At 66.6% G+C, this 16,586-nt stretch carries 21 protein-coding genes; 11 read left to right on the top strand and 10 right to left on the bottom strand.

What is annotated here, in order from left to right; all coding sequences use genetic code 11:
- Nucleotides 1-37: 37 nt before the first annotated feature.
- Nucleotides 38-574: a DUF2231 domain-containing protein gene (locus CCK87_RS16630; RefSeq protein WP_086462538.1), complete on the bottom strand. Its 537-nt coding sequence runs from the start codon at nt 572-574 to the stop codon at nt 38-40.
- A gap of 170 nt (nt 575-744) precedes the next feature.
- Here CCK87_RS16630 and CCK87_RS16625 point away from each other — a divergent pair, with 170 nt between their 5' ends.
- From CCK87_RS16625 to CCK87_RS16605, 5 genes are all read left to right on the top strand, one after another.
- Nucleotides 745-1,170 (top strand): polyketide cyclase, encoded by a 426-nt coding sequence (locus tag CCK87_RS16625; protein ID WP_086462537.1) that lies wholly within the window; start codon nt 745-747, stop codon nt 1,168-1,170.
- Between the two features lie 4 nt (nt 1,171-1,174).
- Nucleotides 1,175-1,630 carry a MarR family transcriptional regulator gene (locus CCK87_RS16620; RefSeq protein WP_086462536.1) on the top strand — a complete coding sequence of 152 codons (456 nt, stop codon included), beginning with the start codon at nt 1,175-1,177 and terminating at the stop codon, nt 1,628-1,630.
- 75 nt (nt 1,631-1,705) lie between these two features.
- Nucleotides 1,706-2,011 (top strand): metalloregulator ArsR/SmtB family transcription factor, encoded by a 306-nt coding sequence (locus tag CCK87_RS16615; protein WP_086462535.1) that lies wholly within the window; start codon nt 1,706-1,708, stop codon nt 2,009-2,011.
- A gap of 4 nt (nt 2,012-2,015) precedes the next feature.
- Entirely contained in the window at nt 2,016-2,312 is a 297-nt protein-coding gene (locus CCK87_RS16610) for a hypothetical protein (protein ID WP_086462534.1), read from the top strand.
- A gap of 99 nt (nt 2,313-2,411) precedes the next feature.
- Nucleotides 2,412-3,026 carry a GyrI-like domain-containing protein gene (locus tag CCK87_RS16605; RefSeq protein WP_086462533.1) on the top strand — a complete coding sequence of 205 codons (615 nt, stop codon included), beginning with the start codon at nt 2,412-2,414 and terminating at the stop codon, nt 3,024-3,026.
- Here CCK87_RS16605 and CCK87_RS16600 read toward each other — a convergent pair.
- Entirely contained in the window at nt 2,989-3,510 is a 522-nt protein-coding gene (locus tag CCK87_RS16600) for a GNAT family N-acetyltransferase (protein WP_086462532.1), read from the bottom strand. The genes CCK87_RS16605 and CCK87_RS16600 overlap by 38 nt on opposite strands.
- A gap of 56 nt (nt 3,511-3,566) precedes the next feature.
- Here CCK87_RS16600 and CCK87_RS16595 point away from each other — a divergent pair, with 56 nt between their 5' ends.
- The 3 genes from CCK87_RS16595 to CCK87_RS16585 are packed head-to-tail and all read left to right on the top strand — an operon-like array spanning nt 3,567 to nt 5,477.
- Nucleotides 3,567-4,151, top strand: a complete 585-nt coding sequence (locus tag CCK87_RS16595; RefSeq protein WP_086462531.1) for a hypothetical protein — start codon at nt 3,567-3,569, stop codon at nt 4,149-4,151.
- 46 nt (nt 4,152-4,197) lie between these two features.
- The gene (locus CCK87_RS16590; protein WP_086462530.1) at nt 4,198-5,118 is read left to right on the top strand and encodes a hypothetical protein; all 921 of its coding nucleotides are present in this window, start codon (nt 4,198-4,200) and stop codon (nt 5,116-5,118) included.
- Nucleotides 5,115-5,477 (top strand): GntR family transcriptional regulator, encoded by a 363-nt coding sequence (locus CCK87_RS16585; protein WP_086462529.1) that lies wholly within the window; start codon nt 5,115-5,117, stop codon nt 5,475-5,477. Before CCK87_RS16590 ends, CCK87_RS16585 begins: the two co-directional genes overlap by 4 nt.
- A gap of 10 nt (nt 5,478-5,487) precedes the next feature.
- Here the strand turns inward: CCK87_RS16585 and CCK87_RS16580 are convergent, their stop codons facing one another.
- The 7 genes from CCK87_RS16580 to CCK87_RS18400 all read right to left on the bottom strand — a co-directional run bounded on the left by CCK87_RS16580 (nt 5,488) and on the right by CCK87_RS18400 (nt 13,169).
- Nucleotides 5,488-6,162 carry a response regulator transcription factor gene (locus tag CCK87_RS16580; protein WP_086462528.1) on the bottom strand — a complete coding sequence of 225 codons (675 nt, stop codon included), beginning with the start codon at nt 6,160-6,162 and terminating at the stop codon, nt 5,488-5,490.
- A complete protein-coding gene (locus tag CCK87_RS16575) occupies nt 6,159-7,427 on the bottom strand; it encodes a histidine kinase (RefSeq protein WP_140162910.1) in 1,269 nt (422 codons plus the stop codon). The genes CCK87_RS16580 and CCK87_RS16575 overlap by 4 nt, the downstream gene beginning before the upstream one ends.
- Nucleotides 7,428-7,443: 16 nt before the next feature.
- Nucleotides 7,444-8,589 (bottom strand): amidoligase family protein, encoded by a 1,146-nt coding sequence (locus tag CCK87_RS16570; protein ID WP_086462526.1) that lies wholly within the window; start codon nt 8,587-8,589, stop codon nt 7,444-7,446.
- 50 nt (nt 8,590-8,639) lie between these two features.
- Nucleotides 8,640-9,380 carry a hypothetical protein gene (locus CCK87_RS16565; RefSeq protein WP_140162909.1) on the bottom strand — a complete coding sequence of 247 codons (741 nt, stop codon included), beginning with the start codon at nt 9,378-9,380 and terminating at the stop codon, nt 8,640-8,642.
- A gap of 337 nt (nt 9,381-9,717) precedes the next feature.
- Nucleotides 9,718-10,101, bottom strand: coding sequence for a cupin domain-containing protein (locus CCK87_RS16555; protein ID WP_055856934.1), 384 nt, complete (start codon nt 10,099-10,101; stop codon nt 9,718-9,720).
- A gap of 244 nt (nt 10,102-10,345) precedes the next feature.
- Nucleotides 10,346-12,397, bottom strand: coding sequence for a cytochrome c oxidase assembly protein (locus tag CCK87_RS16550; protein ID WP_249273953.1), 2,052 nt, complete (start codon nt 12,395-12,397; stop codon nt 10,346-10,348).
- 139 nt (nt 12,398-12,536) lie between these two features.
- Complete coding sequence (locus tag CCK87_RS18400; RefSeq protein ID WP_170927335.1) at nt 12,537-13,169, bottom strand: hypothetical protein; 633 nt, start codon at nt 13,167-13,169, stop codon at nt 12,537-12,539.
- 66 nt (nt 13,170-13,235) lie between these two features.
- Between CCK87_RS18400 and CCK87_RS18395 the strand changes: the two genes are divergently transcribed.
- Entirely contained in the window at nt 13,236-13,646 is a 411-nt protein-coding gene (locus CCK87_RS18395) for a DUF4259 domain-containing protein (RefSeq protein WP_170927334.1), read from the top strand.
- Here CCK87_RS18395 and CCK87_RS16540 read toward each other — a convergent pair.
- Nucleotides 13,594-14,346 (bottom strand): alpha/beta hydrolase, encoded by a 753-nt coding sequence (locus CCK87_RS16540; protein ID WP_086462522.1) that lies wholly within the window; start codon nt 14,344-14,346, stop codon nt 13,594-13,596. The two genes, CCK87_RS18395 and CCK87_RS16540, sit on opposite strands and share 53 nt — an antisense overlap.
- Nucleotides 14,347-14,487: 141 nt before the next feature.
- On the opposite strand from CCK87_RS16540, the gene CCK87_RS16535 reads away from it, so the two are divergent.
- Together CCK87_RS16535 and CCK87_RS16530 are read left to right on the top strand one after the other, a co-directional pair.
- The gene (locus CCK87_RS16535; RefSeq protein WP_170927333.1) at nt 14,488-15,270 is read left to right on the top strand and encodes a MerR family transcriptional regulator; all 783 of its coding nucleotides are present in this window, start codon (nt 14,488-14,490) and stop codon (nt 15,268-15,270) included.
- A gap of 46 nt (nt 15,271-15,316) precedes the next feature.
- Entirely contained in the window at nt 15,317-16,516 is a 1,200-nt protein-coding gene (locus CCK87_RS16530) for an EAL domain-containing protein (RefSeq protein WP_170927332.1), read from the top strand.
- The last annotated feature ends 70 nt before the right edge of the window (nt 16,517-16,586 follow it).

The raw sequence follows: 16,586 nt of genomic DNA, 5'->3' as shown, positions 1-16,586 counted from the left end.
AGATTGCGTTTCGAGTTAATCTCTTCGTTGGGCGCGATCAGTAACCGCGCTGCTGCGTTTCCTCGTCGGCCACTCGCACCCCGTACCGATAGGTCAGTTCGCCGCCCAAGAAGCCCGAGAAGCCGACACAGAGCATGGCGACGACACTCAGCACGAACCCGGCGACGCTCACCTGATCCGGCTGCGTGAGCCTGACGATGAAGCTGCCCGCGAAGAGCAGAATCGCGATGGTGTTGAAGACCATGTGAGTGAGGGCGATGAGGCGCGCCCTAGTGCCGCTCGTCAGCTTCGAGAGATCCATGAGGCCGAAGACAGCGGCCAGCAGTGCGCCGACAATGCCGATCGCGACCAGCCATTGCGCAGCGAGCGAGAAGGCCTCGGGCTCCACGCCGAACAGAGCGAGGATGTCGAACACCAGGCTCGCAGTCCAGGCGCCGATCGGCACGGTGATCATCAAAGCGTGAAACGGATGCCCGTACGGGCCCGCGAGGATGCTGCGGGGGCGCTTGGCCCGCCGCAGCGCCGACTCCTCGTCGGGCAGATGCGGAGCAGTCCAGGATGCCCGTGAACTCATGGTGATCCCTTCGTCTGTTCCGTTCTACCGGCAGGCGTCGAAGCCGTTTTGAACCGTTGACAAAGTCGGTGGGCCAGCTATAGCGGCGCGGCTGCGGGCCATAAGCCGCCGCTTCCGCCGACACACCTCGGAGTGATATAGTAAGCGCACTTACTACTAGGAGGATTGCCATGTGGACCACGAACTACGAGCAGACGACGACCGCCAGCGCATCAGCGGTCTGGGGCGCACTGACGAAGCTGCACTCCGGCACATCGATCGGCCCCAATTCAGACTCCTTCGAGCTGCACGGACCGTTCGCCGTCGGAACGACGCTCACGATCACGCCCCAGGGCCAGGAACCGATGCAGTCGACGATCGTCGCGTTGGTCACTGACACCACGTATGCCGACCGAACGGTTTTCGGCGATCTTGAACTGACGTTTCGACATGACCTCACGCCCGCGCCAGGCGGCGGCACGACGGTAACGCACACACTCTTCATCGACGGTCCCGGCTCCGACGAGGTAGGACCAGCGCTTGGACCGCAAATCAGCGGCGACTTCCCGGTAGCCATGGCCGAACTCTTGTCTGCGGCGGAAAATCCCTCAGAGTAGAACCATGCCTGGCGACCTCGACACTCACTATCCGGATGCCCAATCGAGCCCCGGGCTCGCCCTCTGGCGAGCGAGTAACGCGTGGCAGAGGCAGATCCGCGCAGCTCTCGCGCCCCACGACCTGACCCACGTTCAATACGTGCTCCTCGCGTCGCTCACCTGGATGGACCGCACCCAGCCGGTGACTCAGCGCGATCTCGCGCGGCACGCCGAACTCGATGTGATGATGACCTCGCAAGTGCTCCGCACGCTCGAAACCAAAGGGTATCTTCGCCGGGAACCGCACCCCGAGGACAGACGAGCTTTTGCCTTGCACCCCACCAAGCAGGGAGTCGAGCTGGCGAACACGGCCACCCGCGACGTCGAATCGGCCGACGCTGCTTACTTCAACACGCTGACCACGACCGAGTGCGCATCACTCACGTCCACTCTGCAGCGACTAGCCTCGCACCCCGGCTAGCGCGGCGTAAATGACGATCATTATCGATTGCATAAATGTATTGTCATTTGTTTATACGTGTGATGAACTCGAGTCATGGCAGCAGAAGCAGGACTCGAAGCCACCGCCGCACTCTTCAAGGTGCTGGGGTCGGAGTCTCGGCTGGTCCTGCTGAGGCTCCTGTCGAGCAAGCCCGCCACGGTCAGCGAGCTCACGGGTCTCAGCGGGATGTCGCAGCCGCTCGTATCGCAGCATCTCAAGACGCTGCGTCAGGCGGGCATCATCACCGTCTCCCGAATAGGCCGCGAGGCCGAGTATCAGCTCGCCGACCATCACATCGCGCACGTCGTAGACGACGCGATCGCACACGTCACCGAAGACACACCCGAAGAGAAAGAGTAAGAACATGAGCACCACCGAGATCCACGCCGAGCACACCGTCGTCGAGCACTCCCACGGAGCGGACTGCGGCCACGAGGCCGTCGAGCACGAGGGCCACACCGACTACGTGCACGGCACCCACCACCACGCTCTGCACGACGACCACTACGACGAGCACGAGAGCGTCGCCGAGCACACCGTCGACGAGCACGCCCACGGAGCCGACTGCGGCCACGAGGCCGTCGAGCACGGTGACCACACCGACTACAACCACGACGGTCACAAGCACGCCGCGCACGGCGAGCACTACGACGAGCACTGATCTCGATCAGAACGTCACGACGAAGGCCCGGGTCCACGACCCGGGTCTTCGTCGTTCTCTCCGTAGCGGCAGCAGCGCGGCCCCGTTAGTCTGCGGATCATGCAGAAGTACGACGTGAAGAAAGAGCACGCGGCGCTCTACTCCCCGTCGGCCACGACGTTCAGCGATGTGGTGGTGCCGCCGCTGAACTACCTCGCCGTCGACGGCGAAGGCGACCCGAACACGGCCCCCGCCTACGCCGCGGCCATCGAAGCACTGTTCTCGACCTCGTACACGATCAAGTTCGCCAGCAAAGCGCACGGGCGCGACTTCGTGGTGGGTCCGCTCGAAGCGCTCTGGACCGCCGATGACACCGACGCCTTCGTGTCACGCGACAAAGACTCGTGGCGGTGGACGGCGCTGATCAACCAGCCCGAGTGGATCACGGCAGACGACGTCGCCGCCGCCCTCTCGACGGTCGCCGCCAAGAAGCCGAACCCGGCCCTGACGTTGACGCGACTGATCACGCTCGACGAGGGGCGCAGCATCCAGATTCTGCACGTGGGGTCGTACGACGACGAAGGGCCGACCCTCGCTCGACTTCACGACGAGTATCTGCCGCAGAACGGGCTGACGTTCAACGGGCTGCACCATGAGGTCTATCTGAGCGACGCTCGCAGAACGGCGCCGCAGAAGCTCAAGACGGTTCTGCGTCAGCCCGTGCGACCGTATTGATCCAGAAGCGCATCTCGCCCTCATGGTTGAGGAGGTCTTCGACGCCGCCATTGCGTCGGACGACCTCGATCGACGCGGCGTTCTCGGGCGCGACCGTCAGCAACGCCCGCTCGATGCCCAGGCCGGCGCACTTCACCAAAGCCTCCCGCAGCATCCGGGTCGCGTGACCCTGACGCTGCCAGGGATAGACGACGTGATAGCCGATGTGGCCGCCGCCTTCGTCGTCGGTGAGCTCATGCCTGATCACGAGCGAGCCGATGTAGTACTCCCCCGATGCGAACCAGAACAGCTCGGACGCGACACCCCAGCGTTCGCGCACACCCGTTCGCTCGGCGACATAGGCGTCGAAGTCGAGGCTCGCATCCTTCAACCACGACGCATCCGATCCGCGATGCCGCATGTCTGCCTGCTCGCCGACGAGGTAGGACGTCTTCAGCGCGGTCGACGGCACGGTCAATCGGGGCGGCTCAGGCAACTCGATCATGGCCTGAAGACTACGCCCAACGACGCTGGGACAGGGCGCGGTGTTATCGTGCCCGCATGAACGAGATGCCTGAACACCAGCGTCTGCGAGCCGACATCGCGACGTCCGACCGAGGGTCGCTCATCGGATCGATCATCTCCGGCGCCTTCGGTGTGGCATGGGGATTCTGGGGGTCGTCGGGTCTGCCAGATTTCGCAGCCCTCTGCATCCAAGTCGCCGCCTCCCTGCTCGGCCTCGTGATCGTCATCGCGGCAGTGAGACGGCTGACGCGGACGGCGAGAGACGGCGGCCCAGCCCGCGGTCGCACCCTGTTCTCGTCCCGCGCATACGTGATCATCGTCGTCGCCGAGGTGCTCGCCATCGTCGGAGGAAACCTCGTTCTGACCGGCACCGAGCAGAGCCAGTTCAGAATCGCCCTCGTCTCGGCGGTCGTCGGCCTCCACTTTCTTTTCTTCGGGCGACTCTTCTGGCGAGGTTTCTACTGGCTCGGGGCGGCACTGCTCGCCTCGGCAGCGGTCGGCGCCGTCGTGGGCGTGATCAGCGGCGACGCGAACCTCATCCTCGCCATAGTCGGCTGCGGGTCGGCCGCGAGCCTGTTCGCCGCGGCAGCCCCGGCACTCCTCCGCAGGGTTGTGTATTAAGTTTTGTATCAGTACTCTCTTTGTATTGAGACAAAGGGGTCGCGCTATGGTATTCAGTTCTACTTCCGGTCCGACGCTGCTGACGCTGCTCGGAGTAGCCGTTGTCACGCTGTTCCTCGCGTACTCGCGACCGGTCACGACCCGCGCGGCGACCGCGGCTGTCCGCGACATTCCCGCAGGAGAACCACGTAGTGAGTCTGCGGTTGCGACCCGTCGCTGGTGGACGCGCCGACTGACTGCGATCGCCGTAGGCATCGCAGTGGGAACTTCGGGTTCCGCTCTGTACGTCTGGTGGATAGGCGCCGACCGTCGTGGGCCGGCGGTCGATCTTCTTGTGCTGGGCGCCGCAGCCGGCGCAGCATTCGGATGCTCGTGGGTCGGCTTGGGCCGCCGCCGCGCCACGGCCGCAGGGCCCAGAGTGGCGCACGTGCAGCGCGCCACTCTCGCCGACACCACACCGACCTGGCTGCGGACCGCGGCGTGGGTATCCGTCTGCGGCGCCGCAACGCTCGGAGTGCTGAGTGCGGTGGTGACCGCGACGTCACCCCGCTTCGGCGGATTCTCCCCTGCTCCTTCTCCCTCTCTCCTGCTGCTTGTGCTCGGCGCATCCGCCCTCGTCGCGTTCGAACTGTTGGGCAGAATTCTCGTCGGAAGGCCGAGCATTGCGAGCAACGAGGCGCAGCTGGTGAGCAATGATGTGGTTCGATGGCTCGCCGTACGAGACCTGGCGACGACCACAATGGGTCTCGGACTGGCCTCGATTGCCCTCTCGATTGCAGACGTGATCATGAATCTCGACGTTTCGCTTGTGCCCGGGCTGGGCCTCTCGCTGCCATGGCTGGCCGCCAGCGCCGGAGCCGCATTCCTCGCAGCGGCAGTGTTGTACCCGTTGTGGTCCCGGGGCCCCACTTTTGCCACATCAGCACTCGCCGACGGCTCGGCACCAGTCGTATCGAGCCATCGATGATCACCGTCCATCCGAACTCCGGCATTCCGCCCTACGAGCAGATCCGACGTCAGTTGCAAGAGCTGATTCACACCGGTCAGCTGCTGCACGGCACGCGCCTACCCACCGTCAGAAGGCTTGCGGCAGATCTCGGCCTCGCCTCGAATACCGTGGCTCGTGCCTACCGAGAGCTCGAGTCCGACGGGATCGTAGAGACGAGAGGCCGTGCCGGCACGATCGTCGCCTTCTCGAACGACCAGGCTCGGAGCGACGTCGAGATGGCGGCAGCCGACTTCGCGGCGCTGACGCGACGGCTAGGAGTTCAGCCGACCCATGCCATCCAAATGGTCGAGATCGCCCTTCGCGAGGCGACCGCATAAGCGGCCGTTCCTACGCCCCCGGCGTCATGAACCCGCACTCGTAGGCGAAGACCGCAGCCTGCACACGAGTCCGCGTACCCGTCTTCGCGAGCACGCTCGAGATGTGCGACTTGACCGTCGGTACGCTCACCCAGAGCTCGGCCGCGATCTCCACGTTGCTCAAGCCCCTGGCCACGGCCCCGAGCACCACGCGTTCGCGCTCGCTCAGCTCGTTCAGCAAGGCGAGCTGCTGCGCATCCGGCGCGCGTGTCACCTCTGGCCGAGCGGGCGCGACTGTCTGCTCGATCAGAGCCCGAGTCATGGCGGGGTCGATCAGCGAGTCCCCTCGCGCGGCCGATCGCACCGCCGCCGCGAGAAGATCAGGCCCGGAGTCTTTCAGCAGGAAGCCCGAGGCTCCCGCAGCAATGCCGTCGAAGAGGTATTCGTCGTCATCGAAGGTCGTGATCAGCACGACCGCGCACTCGAGATCAGCCAGGATGCGCCGGGTCGCCGAGATTCCGTCGAGTCGCGGCATCCGGATGTCGGTGACGACCACGTCGGGGCCGAGCGCGTGTGCGTCACGCACAGCAGCTTCGCCATCCGCGCTCTGGCCGACCACGTCGATGTCGCTCTCGGCGTCGAGCATGGCGGCGATGCCCGCGCGGGCAATCGGCTGGTCGTCGACAACGAGCACGCGGATGGTCATGCTGTCTTCTCGCGTCGGGTGGCGACAACTGAACGGGGGATCTTGGCGGTCACTGCCCAGCCGCCCGCGTCGGCGCCGGTCGTGACCCTGCCTCCGAGGTGCGTGAGTCTTTCCTCCAGTGACGCCAGCCCGGATCCGCCCTTCGGCAGGTCAGGAAACCGCTCCCTGGCAGGCCCAGGATCACTCACTCGCACCGTCCACACGGCCGGTTCCTCGGCGACGACGACCCGCAACCAGCGCGAAGCGGAGTGCAGCATCGTGTTAGTCACGGACTCCTGCACCACCCGCATGATCGCCACCGCATGTGCCGGCGGAACATCGTCGTCGAGCCGCACGGTGTCGTCTACCCGGTAGCCGATCGATCTCACCCGCTCGAAGAGTGCTTCGAGCTCGTCGGCGAGAGGCAGCGGGGCCTCCGTGTCACGCACCGGCGTGGACTTGAGAACGCGCACCACGGTGCGGATGCGCGCGAGCACGTCTTGGCCGCCCTCGGCGATGTCTTTCACCGCCTGGGCGAGTTGCTCGGGCTGTGTGTCGGCGACTCGCGAGGCTGCCTGCGCGCGGATGACGAGGGCTGCGACGTGATGGGCCACCTCGTCGTGCATGTCGCGGGCGATGCGCGTGCGCTCCTGCTCGGCGATGCGGGCGACCTCGACGGCCCGCAGCTGAGTGAGTTCCAGGTTTCTCAGGGCCAGCTCTGCGGCCGCGCTTCGCTGTCGACGTAGCATCAGCGCGAAGACGACCACCAGAACACAGGCGGCCAGCTCCGCCACCAGAACCGACCTGTCTTGACCGCTGTCGAGCCGGAGGGCCTGATCCAGCGGTTGGTTCTCGAGAAGAACGCTGATGATGTCTCGCCACGGCAGGATGGTGAGCACCGCGAGGGTGCCGAAGGTGGCGGCCGGTGCGAACACCGGGCCGTCGTCCGAGATCATGATGAACGAGACGATGGCGAGGGGCACGAGGGCCTGCGGCGCTCCCACATACAGACCGTAGAGCTCTACCGGCAGAGGAGCCAGAGTCGTGTACGCCGTGAACGACGTGACGAGTACGAGGGCCTCCAAGGGCCAGCGGCGCGCGGTCGCAGCGCCGGCGACCGCGGCCACCCCGAGGTAGACGTAGCCCGGAAGTCCTTGCGGATACCACTCCAAGCGCAACGCGACCGCCAGGGCGACGAGATACACGGCCCCGGCCGCGATGATGACGACGAGTCGCCGTCGCTCCGAGACAGCGAAGGACGCGCGAATCCGCCTGGTCGTGGGCACGCCGCTCACGCTACCGTCACCGCGTCGTCGCCTTCACGTTCGTATGTACGATTCCCACCATGGCGGCAAGCTCCGCGGCCTGCGCGGAGGGGTCAGCCCCCGTCGGCCGGGGGAACGGACGGGGCTCGATGCACCGGGAGAGCAACGCCTCGACGAAGGCGGCTCGGCGAACGATGTCTGCCGCGTACAGCGATGCGGGCAGGATGCGCACCTCCACCGTGTCGCGCGGCGGCCGGTCGGTGAGCAGCGCGATGAGGTTGATGTCGAAATATTTGGTCAGGCCGGTGGCCATGGCTGCCGTCTGCAGACCGCCCCAGCGTTCGGTCTCGGCGAGGCCGGCGGCATCCGGTCGATCGACGAGCTCGAGAAGCGCCGGCGGCAGGGGCTGCAGCCGGGTGCACGCCGGGTTGGTGCCGAGCGCCACATGCAGCGCCTCTCGCCAGTGCCCGAAGAGGCGCACCAGGTTGGAGAACGCAGCCACCGAACGGTAGGGAGCCCCATCGAAATGCAGATGCACCGCTGCTTCGACCGGCACCGTGAACTCGAGTTCACGGGCCGGCCGCAGCAGCATCTCGAGCGCGGCCTCATGATCGCGACTCAGGGGTGGTGTGACGATCTCGCACGGGCGTTCACGCCCTCGTGCCAGCGACGTGGCCATGGCGATGCTCGCTCCCGCACGGTCGCGCAGCCGCCGCACGGTGTCGATCGTCTCGACCGAGGTTCCGAAGAGAACGCCCACGTCGTCGAGCACCCGAGCAAAAGGCGTATCCGGATGCGTATGGTCTGCGATGAGACGCAGCAGGCGGGCGTCGTCGGACAAGATGCGATAGGAGTGTTCGTCTGCCTGCCGACTCGGACCGGCGGCGTGGCGCCCGGCGGCCTGTATCGCTGGCTGCATGTCGCGCCTGAGGTCGGCGACGATGGTGATGTCGTCGACAAGCGAGGCGAGGGGAGCCCCGTGACTGTCATGCACCGTGAATCCGGGGGTCAGGTGCCAGAAGTGCCCCATTCCCGGCACAAGTGACGGCTCCGAATCGGTATGAAAGAACCGCACGACCCGCCCGCCCTGTTCCAGGGCGAGGCGCTCCGCGAGCGTACCCCGATCTGCTCCAGCCGGGGCGAGGAGCTCGATTTCAAAACCGATGCGCTCGTTCAGAATCATGGTCGTTCAGTGCCGTCCGTCGTTGAAGGAATGGGGCCTCTCAGCTCTGATTACAGGGGAAGCTGTTGACCCGCGAGGATTTTTGCTCCGGCACGCACGACCGCGCTGTGCGTGTCGGTCTGCCACAGGCCCGCGAGCTGCGCGGCATCAGCATCCGAGTAGCCCCAGAGGCTGAAGGCGCGAGCATCCTGCTCCTCGGTGAAGCTCGAGTAGGTCGGCACCGGCTGGTGAGCCAGGAGCTTTGCTCCGACCGCGGCCTTCGCATCGAGCAGGCTCCCTGATTCCCACGTACTGGCCAGGCGAAGAGCATCGTCGAAGTTGCCCGCCATCTGCAAAGCGACTCGCTGCTGGTCGGGCGTATAGGCGTAGGTCAGTGCCTCGCCGGGAGCGAAGGGCAGCGCGACGCCAGCCTTGATCTTGGAGCCGGCCTTACCCTTGGCCATCTCGGGAATGGTTCCCCAGATTGCGGCGAGGTTGACTGCATCGTCGACGTAGGGCGATGCTGCGAAGGCGGCCCGGTCTTCATCGCTGTAGGTCGCCTTGGCCTTCTGAACGCCCGCGTCCATGCTCCCCGACATCGCCGGCTGCTCCGCCGTTCCGGTCGTCGACGCACCGGCAGCTGTCGGCGCAGCGACCGAGGAACTGGTCGGCGCAGCAAGCGCACCCATGGCGCCGAGCCCGATGATGGAACCGGTGACGGCGCACGCCACCGCGACCGTCGCTCCGACCCGTCGGAAGGCCGACCCTGTGCTGCGACTGCTCGAGGGGATGCTGTCGTGTGAGTGATCCATGTCATTCTCCTTGCGTTGGGCCGGCGAGGTGAGACGAAGCTCGTCTTGTGCCGACAGGGCTAGACGCTATGAGCCGCCCAACACCGGCGACAAGGCCCACAAGCACCGTTCGTTCGCACGTCTTCCAGTCTTATCCACGCGGAGGACCAGACCCGCCTTCCAGCTCATCCGAAGGGATGAATTATGGCGCCGAGTTGCCGACTGCCGGAACGGACCCCTCCCCCGTCGAGGCGAACGCGAGTTGCCAGTTCGGGTCACCTGGATCGCGCGAGTTGGCAGTTCGCGTCAACCGAACTGGCAACACGCGAAGCGATCGGCGTGACAGGCGCCGGTCGCGTCAGCTGAAAGACCCCAGCTGCTGCTCGATCGGCACAGATCTCTCGGATGCGACGTCGCCCGTGTGCGCGGTGGTCACCGTCTCGATGAGCACGATCTCGACCTCGCTCTCGGCCACGGGGTTGTGGCGAACTCCGCGGGGAACGACGTAGAACTGGCCGGGGTCGAGCACGACCTCGTCGCCGCCCTCCAATTGGATGCGAAGGCGCCCCGAAACCACGAGGAACATCTCGTCCTCCTGGTCGTGCGCGTGCCACACCAGCTCGCCGAGCAGCTTCGCCACCTTGATGTACTGGTCGTTCACCCGGCCCACGACCCGAGGAGTCCAGTGCTTGTCGACCTGCTGCAGTTCGGCGGCGACATCGATCCCGAAAACGTTCGTCATGCATCCAGTGTCGGCGATCGCGGCCCGATCTCGATACTGCCGCGTCGCTCCCTGAGCCCGTCGAAGGGCTGCCGGCGACGCAAGTACAGCCGATCGGGCGGAGATTCGTACCCACCGGGGCGCAGAGGCCACCGGATGGCAGGAATCTCCGCCCGAAGCGACAAACGGGAGGAGATTTCGCACATCGACGCTCCATGTGCGTCAGATGCGCGTGGCTCCTCCCGTTTGCGCCGTCACAGCTCCCTTACGCGTCGCCGCTCCGGCGGTCGCGGTCGCCGATCTTCAGCAGCCGCTCGTTGTAGGCGCGCAGTTCGGCGTCGCCGTCGCGGTCTGCCGTGCGGTCGGTGCGCTTCGCCGTGCGCTCGTCGGACACCACCCACTGCCGCACCACCATCAGGGCGACCAGCACGACCGGCAGCTCTCCCGCGCCCCACGCGATCGCGCCTCCCACCTGCTGATCGGCGAGCAGCGCCGCAGTGTCGGTGTAGCCGAGCGCGTGCCACCAGTCGATCGCGAGCACGTTCGTGGCCGACATGATGGCGAGGCCGAAGAAGGCGTGGAACGCCAGCGTGGCGAGCAGCAGGATGAGCCGCAGCGGGTAGCTCGGCCGGCCCGGCCCGGGGTCGACTCCGATGAGGACCCAGAAGAACAGGTAGCCGCTGGCGAGAAAGTGCAGACACATGAGGATGTGCCCCTGGTGGGTCTGCAGCGAGTACTGGAACCAGTCGGTGTAGTAGAACGCCACCAGGCTGCCGGCGAAGATCACTCCGGCGACGGCCGGGTACGACAGCACCTTGAGGTAGCGCGAGTGCACCATGATGAGGATCCACTCGCGCGGACCCCGGCTGCCGTCATGCCGCTTCGGCAGAACCCGCAGGGCGAGCAGGATCGGTCCACCGAGAACGAGCAGCGGCGGCACGAACATCATGAGCCCCATGTGCTGGATCATGTGGGTGCTGAAGTGAACGGCGCCGTAGACCCCGGGGCCGCCACTGGTCGTATAGATTAGCCCGACGCATCCGGCGACCCAGCTGACCGTGCGCATCACGGGCCACGCGTCGCCCCGCCGACGCAGCCGAACGACCGCGGCGATGTACAGCCCGGCCAGAACGACGCCGGCCGAGAGGAAGAGCCAGTCCACGTGCACCGACGTGAGCATGCGCCAGGTGTCGACAGGCTCGGGAAACGGGAAGCCGAGCAGTCCGCGGCGGGTGTCGCCGGCACCGACGGGCTCCTGCGACACCGGCGGCTGGCTGCGCGACAACGCAACCGAGACACCCATGGCCACGGCCATCAGCACGATCTCGGCGACCGCGAGGCGAGCGAAGAGCCCGGGGCGATCGGGATGCCGCACGAGCTGCGGGATGACCCGTCGCCGGTGCCAGATTCCGGCGAGTCCGAGAAGAACCAGGATCACGATCTTGATGAGGATCAGCAGGCCGTAGCCACCCAGCAGGTCGGCCGGAGACGACAGGCGTAGCATCGCGTTGATCGTGCCCGACACCGCGACAGCCACGAACGCCCACCCGGCCAGCACCGAGTAGCGGGCGACCACCACGGGCAGGCTCGACCCCAGTCGTCGCCGCAGCAGAATCAAGGCCGTGAGGCCACCCGCCCAGACGGTGACGCCGATGAGGTGGATCGCCAGACTGTTGACCGCGTTGGCGTGCTCGTCTGATCCGGCGGCGTGGCCCGACAACGACAGAGGCAGCAGCGACAGGATGCTCATCACCGTCGCGAAGGCGACCCACGACACGCGCCTGCTCAGCAGCAGGGTGACGAAGGCGATCAGGATGCAGACGATCGACACGAGCAGCGACTGGCCGAGTTCGAGTTCGGTCGCGAAGAAGATGAACTGGGTGGTGAACACCGACGACGACACCGGCCCCATGGCATTCGACGCGGTGAGAAAGAGGCCGACGATCGCGGCCGCAGCCCACACAGCAGCCGATCGGGCGGCCCAGCGCGCAGCGGTCCACTGCGTGTAGCTCACGACGCCGGGTATCTTCTTCTGCCCGGGTAGCGCCACCGACGCCAGCACGAGGAGTCCGATCGTCACGGCGGCCGCGGCGTCGTGCACCACACGGGCGATCGGGAGGCCTCGGGTCGTGAGCACCCCGGGATCCATGAGGATGTTCGTGAACGCACCGGTGTAGACCATGCCGGCGAGCGCGAGGGCGACACTGCCCGGCACGCAGAGCAGCAGGACGATCTCGATCCAGCCGATGTGGGCGAGCGACACGGTGCGCGTCGTCATCTCGCCTCGTGTGGTGTCGACGTCTGTCTGTTGGGTCACGACGGATGCTCCTGGTTGCGCGGCCGGACGAAAGGCTGAGAGCCGCGCGTTCGCGCGTGCCCGGCTGCAGATGATCTGCGGAATCGAGGGGAACGGCTCCCGTCGAGCCCCGCCGAGGCACGCATCGCAGAGAGCGGAGCTAGACCAGGGAGGAGACGGCGGAGAGCGCACCGACCGGCGGACCGCGGTGCCTCAGCGCCGAGAGCACGACCCCGAGGTCGTCGCGAAGAGCGCAAACGGATGCCGGCACGGCCGCGAGCGCCGCGCCGGTCGTGCGCACGGGCACGACGACGAAGGCGCCGATCAGCACCACGAAGAGACGACGGGATGCCGTGGCCAGCACCCGCCAGACAGCGCGTTCGCCGCGCCAGAGGAAGGCGATGGTGAGCACCGCGGCGACCGCGTGCCAGACCCACATCGACGCGTCGCCATGAATCATCTGCATGCCGCTGCCGGATGCCGCGCCCGTCGTCACCGAAACGACGCCGTGGTGTCCGGCCTGGTGAAACCGCGAGCTGGTCGAGGCTCCCACAGAGAAGAGCAGGTGAAACGCGAACTGGCTCGCGATGACCGACGCGGTCATGCGCACCATGTTCAGACGCCTGCCCACCATCGCGATGCTGGCCAGAGTGGCAAAAGTGAGGGCGAGCCCCAGGCCGACGGCGCCCGGAGCAGAACCGCCGGCGATCGCGTGCGAGAACATAGCGACGAAGACGGAGAAAGCGGCGACGAGGAACCCGCGCGCTACTCGCGCCCACCTCGAACTCATCACGCGTCTCCGACCATCAGTGCCTCCAGACTATCCCGCGCACTAGCGGTGCTGATCTATCGTGGAGCCATGGGCACCTGGAGCGGACAACCTTTCGGAAGCGACTCGGCGAGCGACTGGGCGTATGACTTGGCTGAAGCCCCCGACTGGTCGATCGTGCGCGACGCGCTGACAGCGGTCGCAGGCGAGAGCGAGGTCGACTCAGACGATGCGGTCATCGCCATCGCGGCCGCCGAGGTGGTCGCCCACGGCCTCGACCGCCCGACGCAGACGGATGCCTACACGGAGTCCGTGGCATCGTTCGCGCAGCGAGCCGGTCGCCCCGACGCCGACCTCGTGGCTCTGGCGCTCGACGCGCTGACCGCCGCCACCTCTCCCGACAGCGAGCTGACCGAGCTGTGGGAAGACGAGGACGCCGAGGAATGGGTCAGCGCGAACGCGACTCTGAAGCAGGCCCTGGCGTCCGCTGGGCCTGCTTGACCAGCTCGTCGACGACGAGGTCTGGTCGGGTGATGAACGGGTGGTGCCCCGTCGGCACCTCGACCGAGCGCGTGGCCCGCGCCGCGTGAAAACGCTGCAGCTCGAGCGACGTGCTGCGATCCTCGCCGCACACGAGATAGGTCGAGTCGACTCCCTGCCATCCGGCCGCCGTCGTCGGAGTCACGAACGCCCGCGCATCCTGAGCCGTGACGCGCTTCCAAGCCTCACGCTGGGTCGCGGCATCGGCATCCTGCATGAACCGCGCACCGAACGAGGCGGCGTCGTAGCCTGAGACGCCGAGCGTGCCGTCACCGTTGTCTCGGATCGCCACCGGATCCGCCTCGCCGCTCATGATCGCGCCCTGCGCTTGGCCGATGTCGGGCAGGTACGACGAGATGTAGAGCAGGCTCCTCACAGCCGGATGCGCTCCCGCCTCGGCGATGACGGTTCCGCCATAGGAATGGCCGACCACGATCGCCTCGTCGGTGTCGTCGAGCTCGCGGCGCAGGGCCGCGGCGTCTGCGACGAGCCCGCCCGCGGCATCCGATTCACTGTCGCCGCCGGGCGCGCGCTCGCCGCACGACGGCAGCGCCACGGCGCGACTCCGGATGCCGGTGCGCCGCTCGAGCAGGTCGGCTGCGGGTTGCCACCACCAGGCTCCGTCGCGAACGAGTGCGCCGTGTACGAAGAGCAGCTGCATGATGGGTCCTCTCGGATGCGGTGGTGATTCAGACACTAAGCCTCGGCGGGCCGCGGGCCCAGAGCGGTTCGCTCTGGGCGCATGGTCTAGCCCAAGCACGCTCTTGACTCTGCCGTTGCGTCAACTGGAATGGTTGCAACCATGAAGAAGAAAACAAGGCAGGAGGGTCTAGCCATGCAGGAGTGGCCGATCAAGGACGTGGCCCGGGCGACCGGGCTCACCAGCCGCACGCTTCGACACTACGAACAGATCGGCCTGCTCCGCCCGTCACGGGTGGCGAGCAACGGCTATCGGTTCTACGGGCAGGCAGAGATGTCGCGCCTCTACAGAATCCTCTCCCTGCGAGCGCTCGAACTGCCGCTCGCCGCGATCCACCTCGCTCTCGACGACGAGACATCACTCGTCGAGACGATCGAATCGCACCTTGCGTTCCTCGAAGAACGCAGAGACCGAACCAACCAACAGATCACCGTCGTCAGCCAAACGCTCGAGGCGGTACAGAAAGGCCAAGACATGAGCATCGACGAGATCTTCGCTGGCTTCGACCCGAGCCAGTACGAGACCGAGGTACGAGAGCGCTGGGGAGACGACGCGTGGGAACGCAGCGCCGAGCGTCGCGAACAGATGACCGACGTTGAGCGCAGGGCCGACGATGAGCGCAGCCTCGACGTGAACGCTGCCCTCCGTGAGGCCGCCGAGTCGGGTGTCGATCCGACCTCCGCTGCATTCCAAGACCTGATCGGCAAGCACCATGCATGGGTGACGGAGCACTGGAACGGACGCCGACCCGATAAGAACTCCTACTCCGGGCTCTCTGACCTGTATGTCACCGATCCACGCTTCGCCGCCACATACGGCGGACAGGCCAACGCCGAGACGATTCGCGCGGCGATCCACGTGTGGATCGACACGAACCTCCGGTAGACAACCCCGAATAGGCGCTCAGCAGACGCACTGCGTTAATGGAGGTATGCGGACATTCGGTATCGATGGGCTGACGACCCATTTCCAGCCCGTGGTCGATATCGATACAGGTCGCGTGGTGGCTCATGAGGCACTCAGCCGCCCCTTCGTCAACGGCGCTCCCCTGGCTCCGGATCGGCTTCTTCACGATGCCTATGAGAGAGGCGAGGCCGACGAGCTCGATTCGTACTTCATCGAGGCCGCTCTGCGTGCCGCGGCGGCACGAGGCCTGCTCTCACCTCACTCGCTGTTCGTGAACGTCGAGCCGATCAGCCTCGTCAACGGATTCATCACCGCGCCGCTGCTGAGCGCTCCCCCTCTGGTCATCGAGATCACCGAGCGGGCGCTCACCGCCGATCCCGGAGCCCTCCTCACCGCCGCGGCTGCCCTCCGCGCCGCCGGCCATCTCATCGCCATCGACGACCTGGGCGCCGAACCCGCCTCGCTCGCGCTGCTTCCGCTTCTCGCGCCAGAGATCGTGAAGCTCGACATGGACCTCATCCGCCGCCAGCCCGACCGCACGGCAGCCACGATGATGACGGCGCTCGCCTCGTACGCCGAGAGAAGCGGCGCGCTCGTTCTGGCCGAGGGCGTCGAGACCGCCGAGCACATCACGCGGGCGCGGGCGCTCGGCGCATCCGTGGCCCAGGGCTGGCACTTCGGCAAGCCGAGCGAAACCGCACACGACGCCCCGGGCGTCAGCGTTCGACGGTCGGGACAGGGCAGACACAGCGAGATGCGGGCGGTCGACCCGATCGAGATCACGCCGTTCGGCGTCGTCTCGGCCACGACTGCCTTGCGAACCGGCGACCGCGCGATGCTCGTGCAGGTCAGCATCCTGCTCGAGGAGCGGGCCGCGGCGGCCGGCGACTCTGCCGTGCTGCTCTCGACTTTTCAGGCCGAAGACAACATCAGCGAGAACACCCGGCTCCGCTACGAACGTCTGATCGAATCCGGATGCCTGCTGACGGCCTACTCGACCGGCGCGTCGGCGGCCCTCCCGCATCCGGCCCGCAGCGTGACGGTCGACGACGACGACCCGCTGGCCGCCGAATGGGATGTCGTTCTGCTCACCGCCGACTACGCCGCCGCTCTCACCGCGAGAGAGATCGATACGTCGCGGCATCGCGAGGGGCTCTACGAGTTCGCGCTCACGACCGACCGCGATCTCGTCGTGCGCAGCGCACGGGCCCTGCTCTCGCGCTGAACCGTCGGCCACGCGTCAACCCCTGCCGTCGGGCAAGCGTGTGGGCGTAACGTCGCGGACGGAAAGGAGC

The organism is Agreia sp. VKM Ac-1783 (assembly GCF_900177765.1).
In the GTDB taxonomy this organism is placed as follows: domain Bacteria; phylum Actinomycetota; class Actinomycetes; order Actinomycetales; family Microbacteriaceae; genus Agreia.
This window is presented reverse-complemented; position numbering and strand designations above follow the sequence as displayed.

Excerpts from the sequence above, each read along its gene's own strand:
- CCK87_RS16630 (WP_086462538.1), bottom strand. The coding sequence starts at position 574 with ATGAGTTCACGGGCATCCTGGACTGCTCCGCATCTGCCCGACGAGGAG.
- CCK87_RS16625 (WP_086462537.1), top strand. The coding sequence starts at position 745 with ATGTGGACCACGAACTACGAGCAGACGACGACCGCCAGCGCATCAGCG.
- CCK87_RS16620 (WP_086462536.1), top strand. The coding sequence starts at position 1,175 with ATGCCTGGCGACCTCGACACTCACTATCCGGATGCCCAATCGAGCCCC.
- CCK87_RS16615 (WP_086462535.1), top strand. The coding sequence starts at position 1,706 with ATGGCAGCAGAAGCAGGACTCGAAGCCACCGCCGCACTCTTCAAGGTG.
- CCK87_RS16610 (WP_086462534.1), top strand. The coding sequence starts at position 2,016 with ATGAGCACCACCGAGATCCACGCCGAGCACACCGTCGTCGAGCACTCC.
- CCK87_RS16605 (WP_086462533.1), top strand. The coding sequence starts at position 2,412 with ATGCAGAAGTACGACGTGAAGAAAGAGCACGCGGCGCTCTACTCCCCG.
- CCK87_RS16600 (WP_086462532.1), bottom strand. The coding sequence starts at position 3,510 with ATGATCGAGTTGCCTGAGCCGCCCCGATTGACCGTGCCGTCGACCGCG.
- CCK87_RS16595 (WP_086462531.1), top strand. The coding sequence starts at position 3,567 with ATGAACGAGATGCCTGAACACCAGCGTCTGCGAGCCGACATCGCGACG.
- CCK87_RS16590 (WP_086462530.1), top strand. The coding sequence starts at position 4,198 with ATGGTATTCAGTTCTACTTCCGGTCCGACGCTGCTGACGCTGCTCGGA.
- CCK87_RS16585 (WP_086462529.1), top strand. The coding sequence starts at position 5,115 with ATGATCACCGTCCATCCGAACTCCGGCATTCCGCCCTACGAGCAGATC.
- CCK87_RS16580 (WP_086462528.1), bottom strand. The coding sequence starts at position 6,162 with ATGACCATCCGCGTGCTCGTTGTCGACGACCAGCCGATTGCCCGCGCG.
- CCK87_RS16570 (WP_086462526.1), bottom strand. The coding sequence starts at position 8,589 with ATGATTCTGAACGAGCGCATCGGTTTTGAAATCGAGCTCCTCGCCCCG.
- CCK87_RS16565 (WP_140162909.1), bottom strand. The coding sequence starts at position 9,380 with ATGGATCACTCACACGACAGCATCCCCTCGAGCAGTCGCAGCACAGGG.
- CCK87_RS16555 (WP_055856934.1), bottom strand. The coding sequence starts at position 10,101 with ATGACGAACGTTTTCGGGATCGATGTCGCCGCCGAACTGCAGCAGGTC.
- CCK87_RS18395 (WP_170927334.1), top strand. The coding sequence starts at position 13,236 with ATGGGCACCTGGAGCGGACAACCTTTCGGAAGCGACTCGGCGAGCGAC.
- CCK87_RS16540 (WP_086462522.1), bottom strand. The coding sequence starts at position 14,346 with ATGCAGCTGCTCTTCGTACACGGCGCACTCGTTCGCGACGGAGCCTGG.
- CCK87_RS16535 (WP_170927333.1), top strand. The coding sequence starts at position 14,488 with ATGAAGAAGAAAACAAGGCAGGAGGGTCTAGCCATGCAGGAGTGGCCG.
- CCK87_RS16530 (WP_170927332.1), top strand. The coding sequence starts at position 15,317 with ATGCGGACATTCGGTATCGATGGGCTGACGACCCATTTCCAGCCCGTG.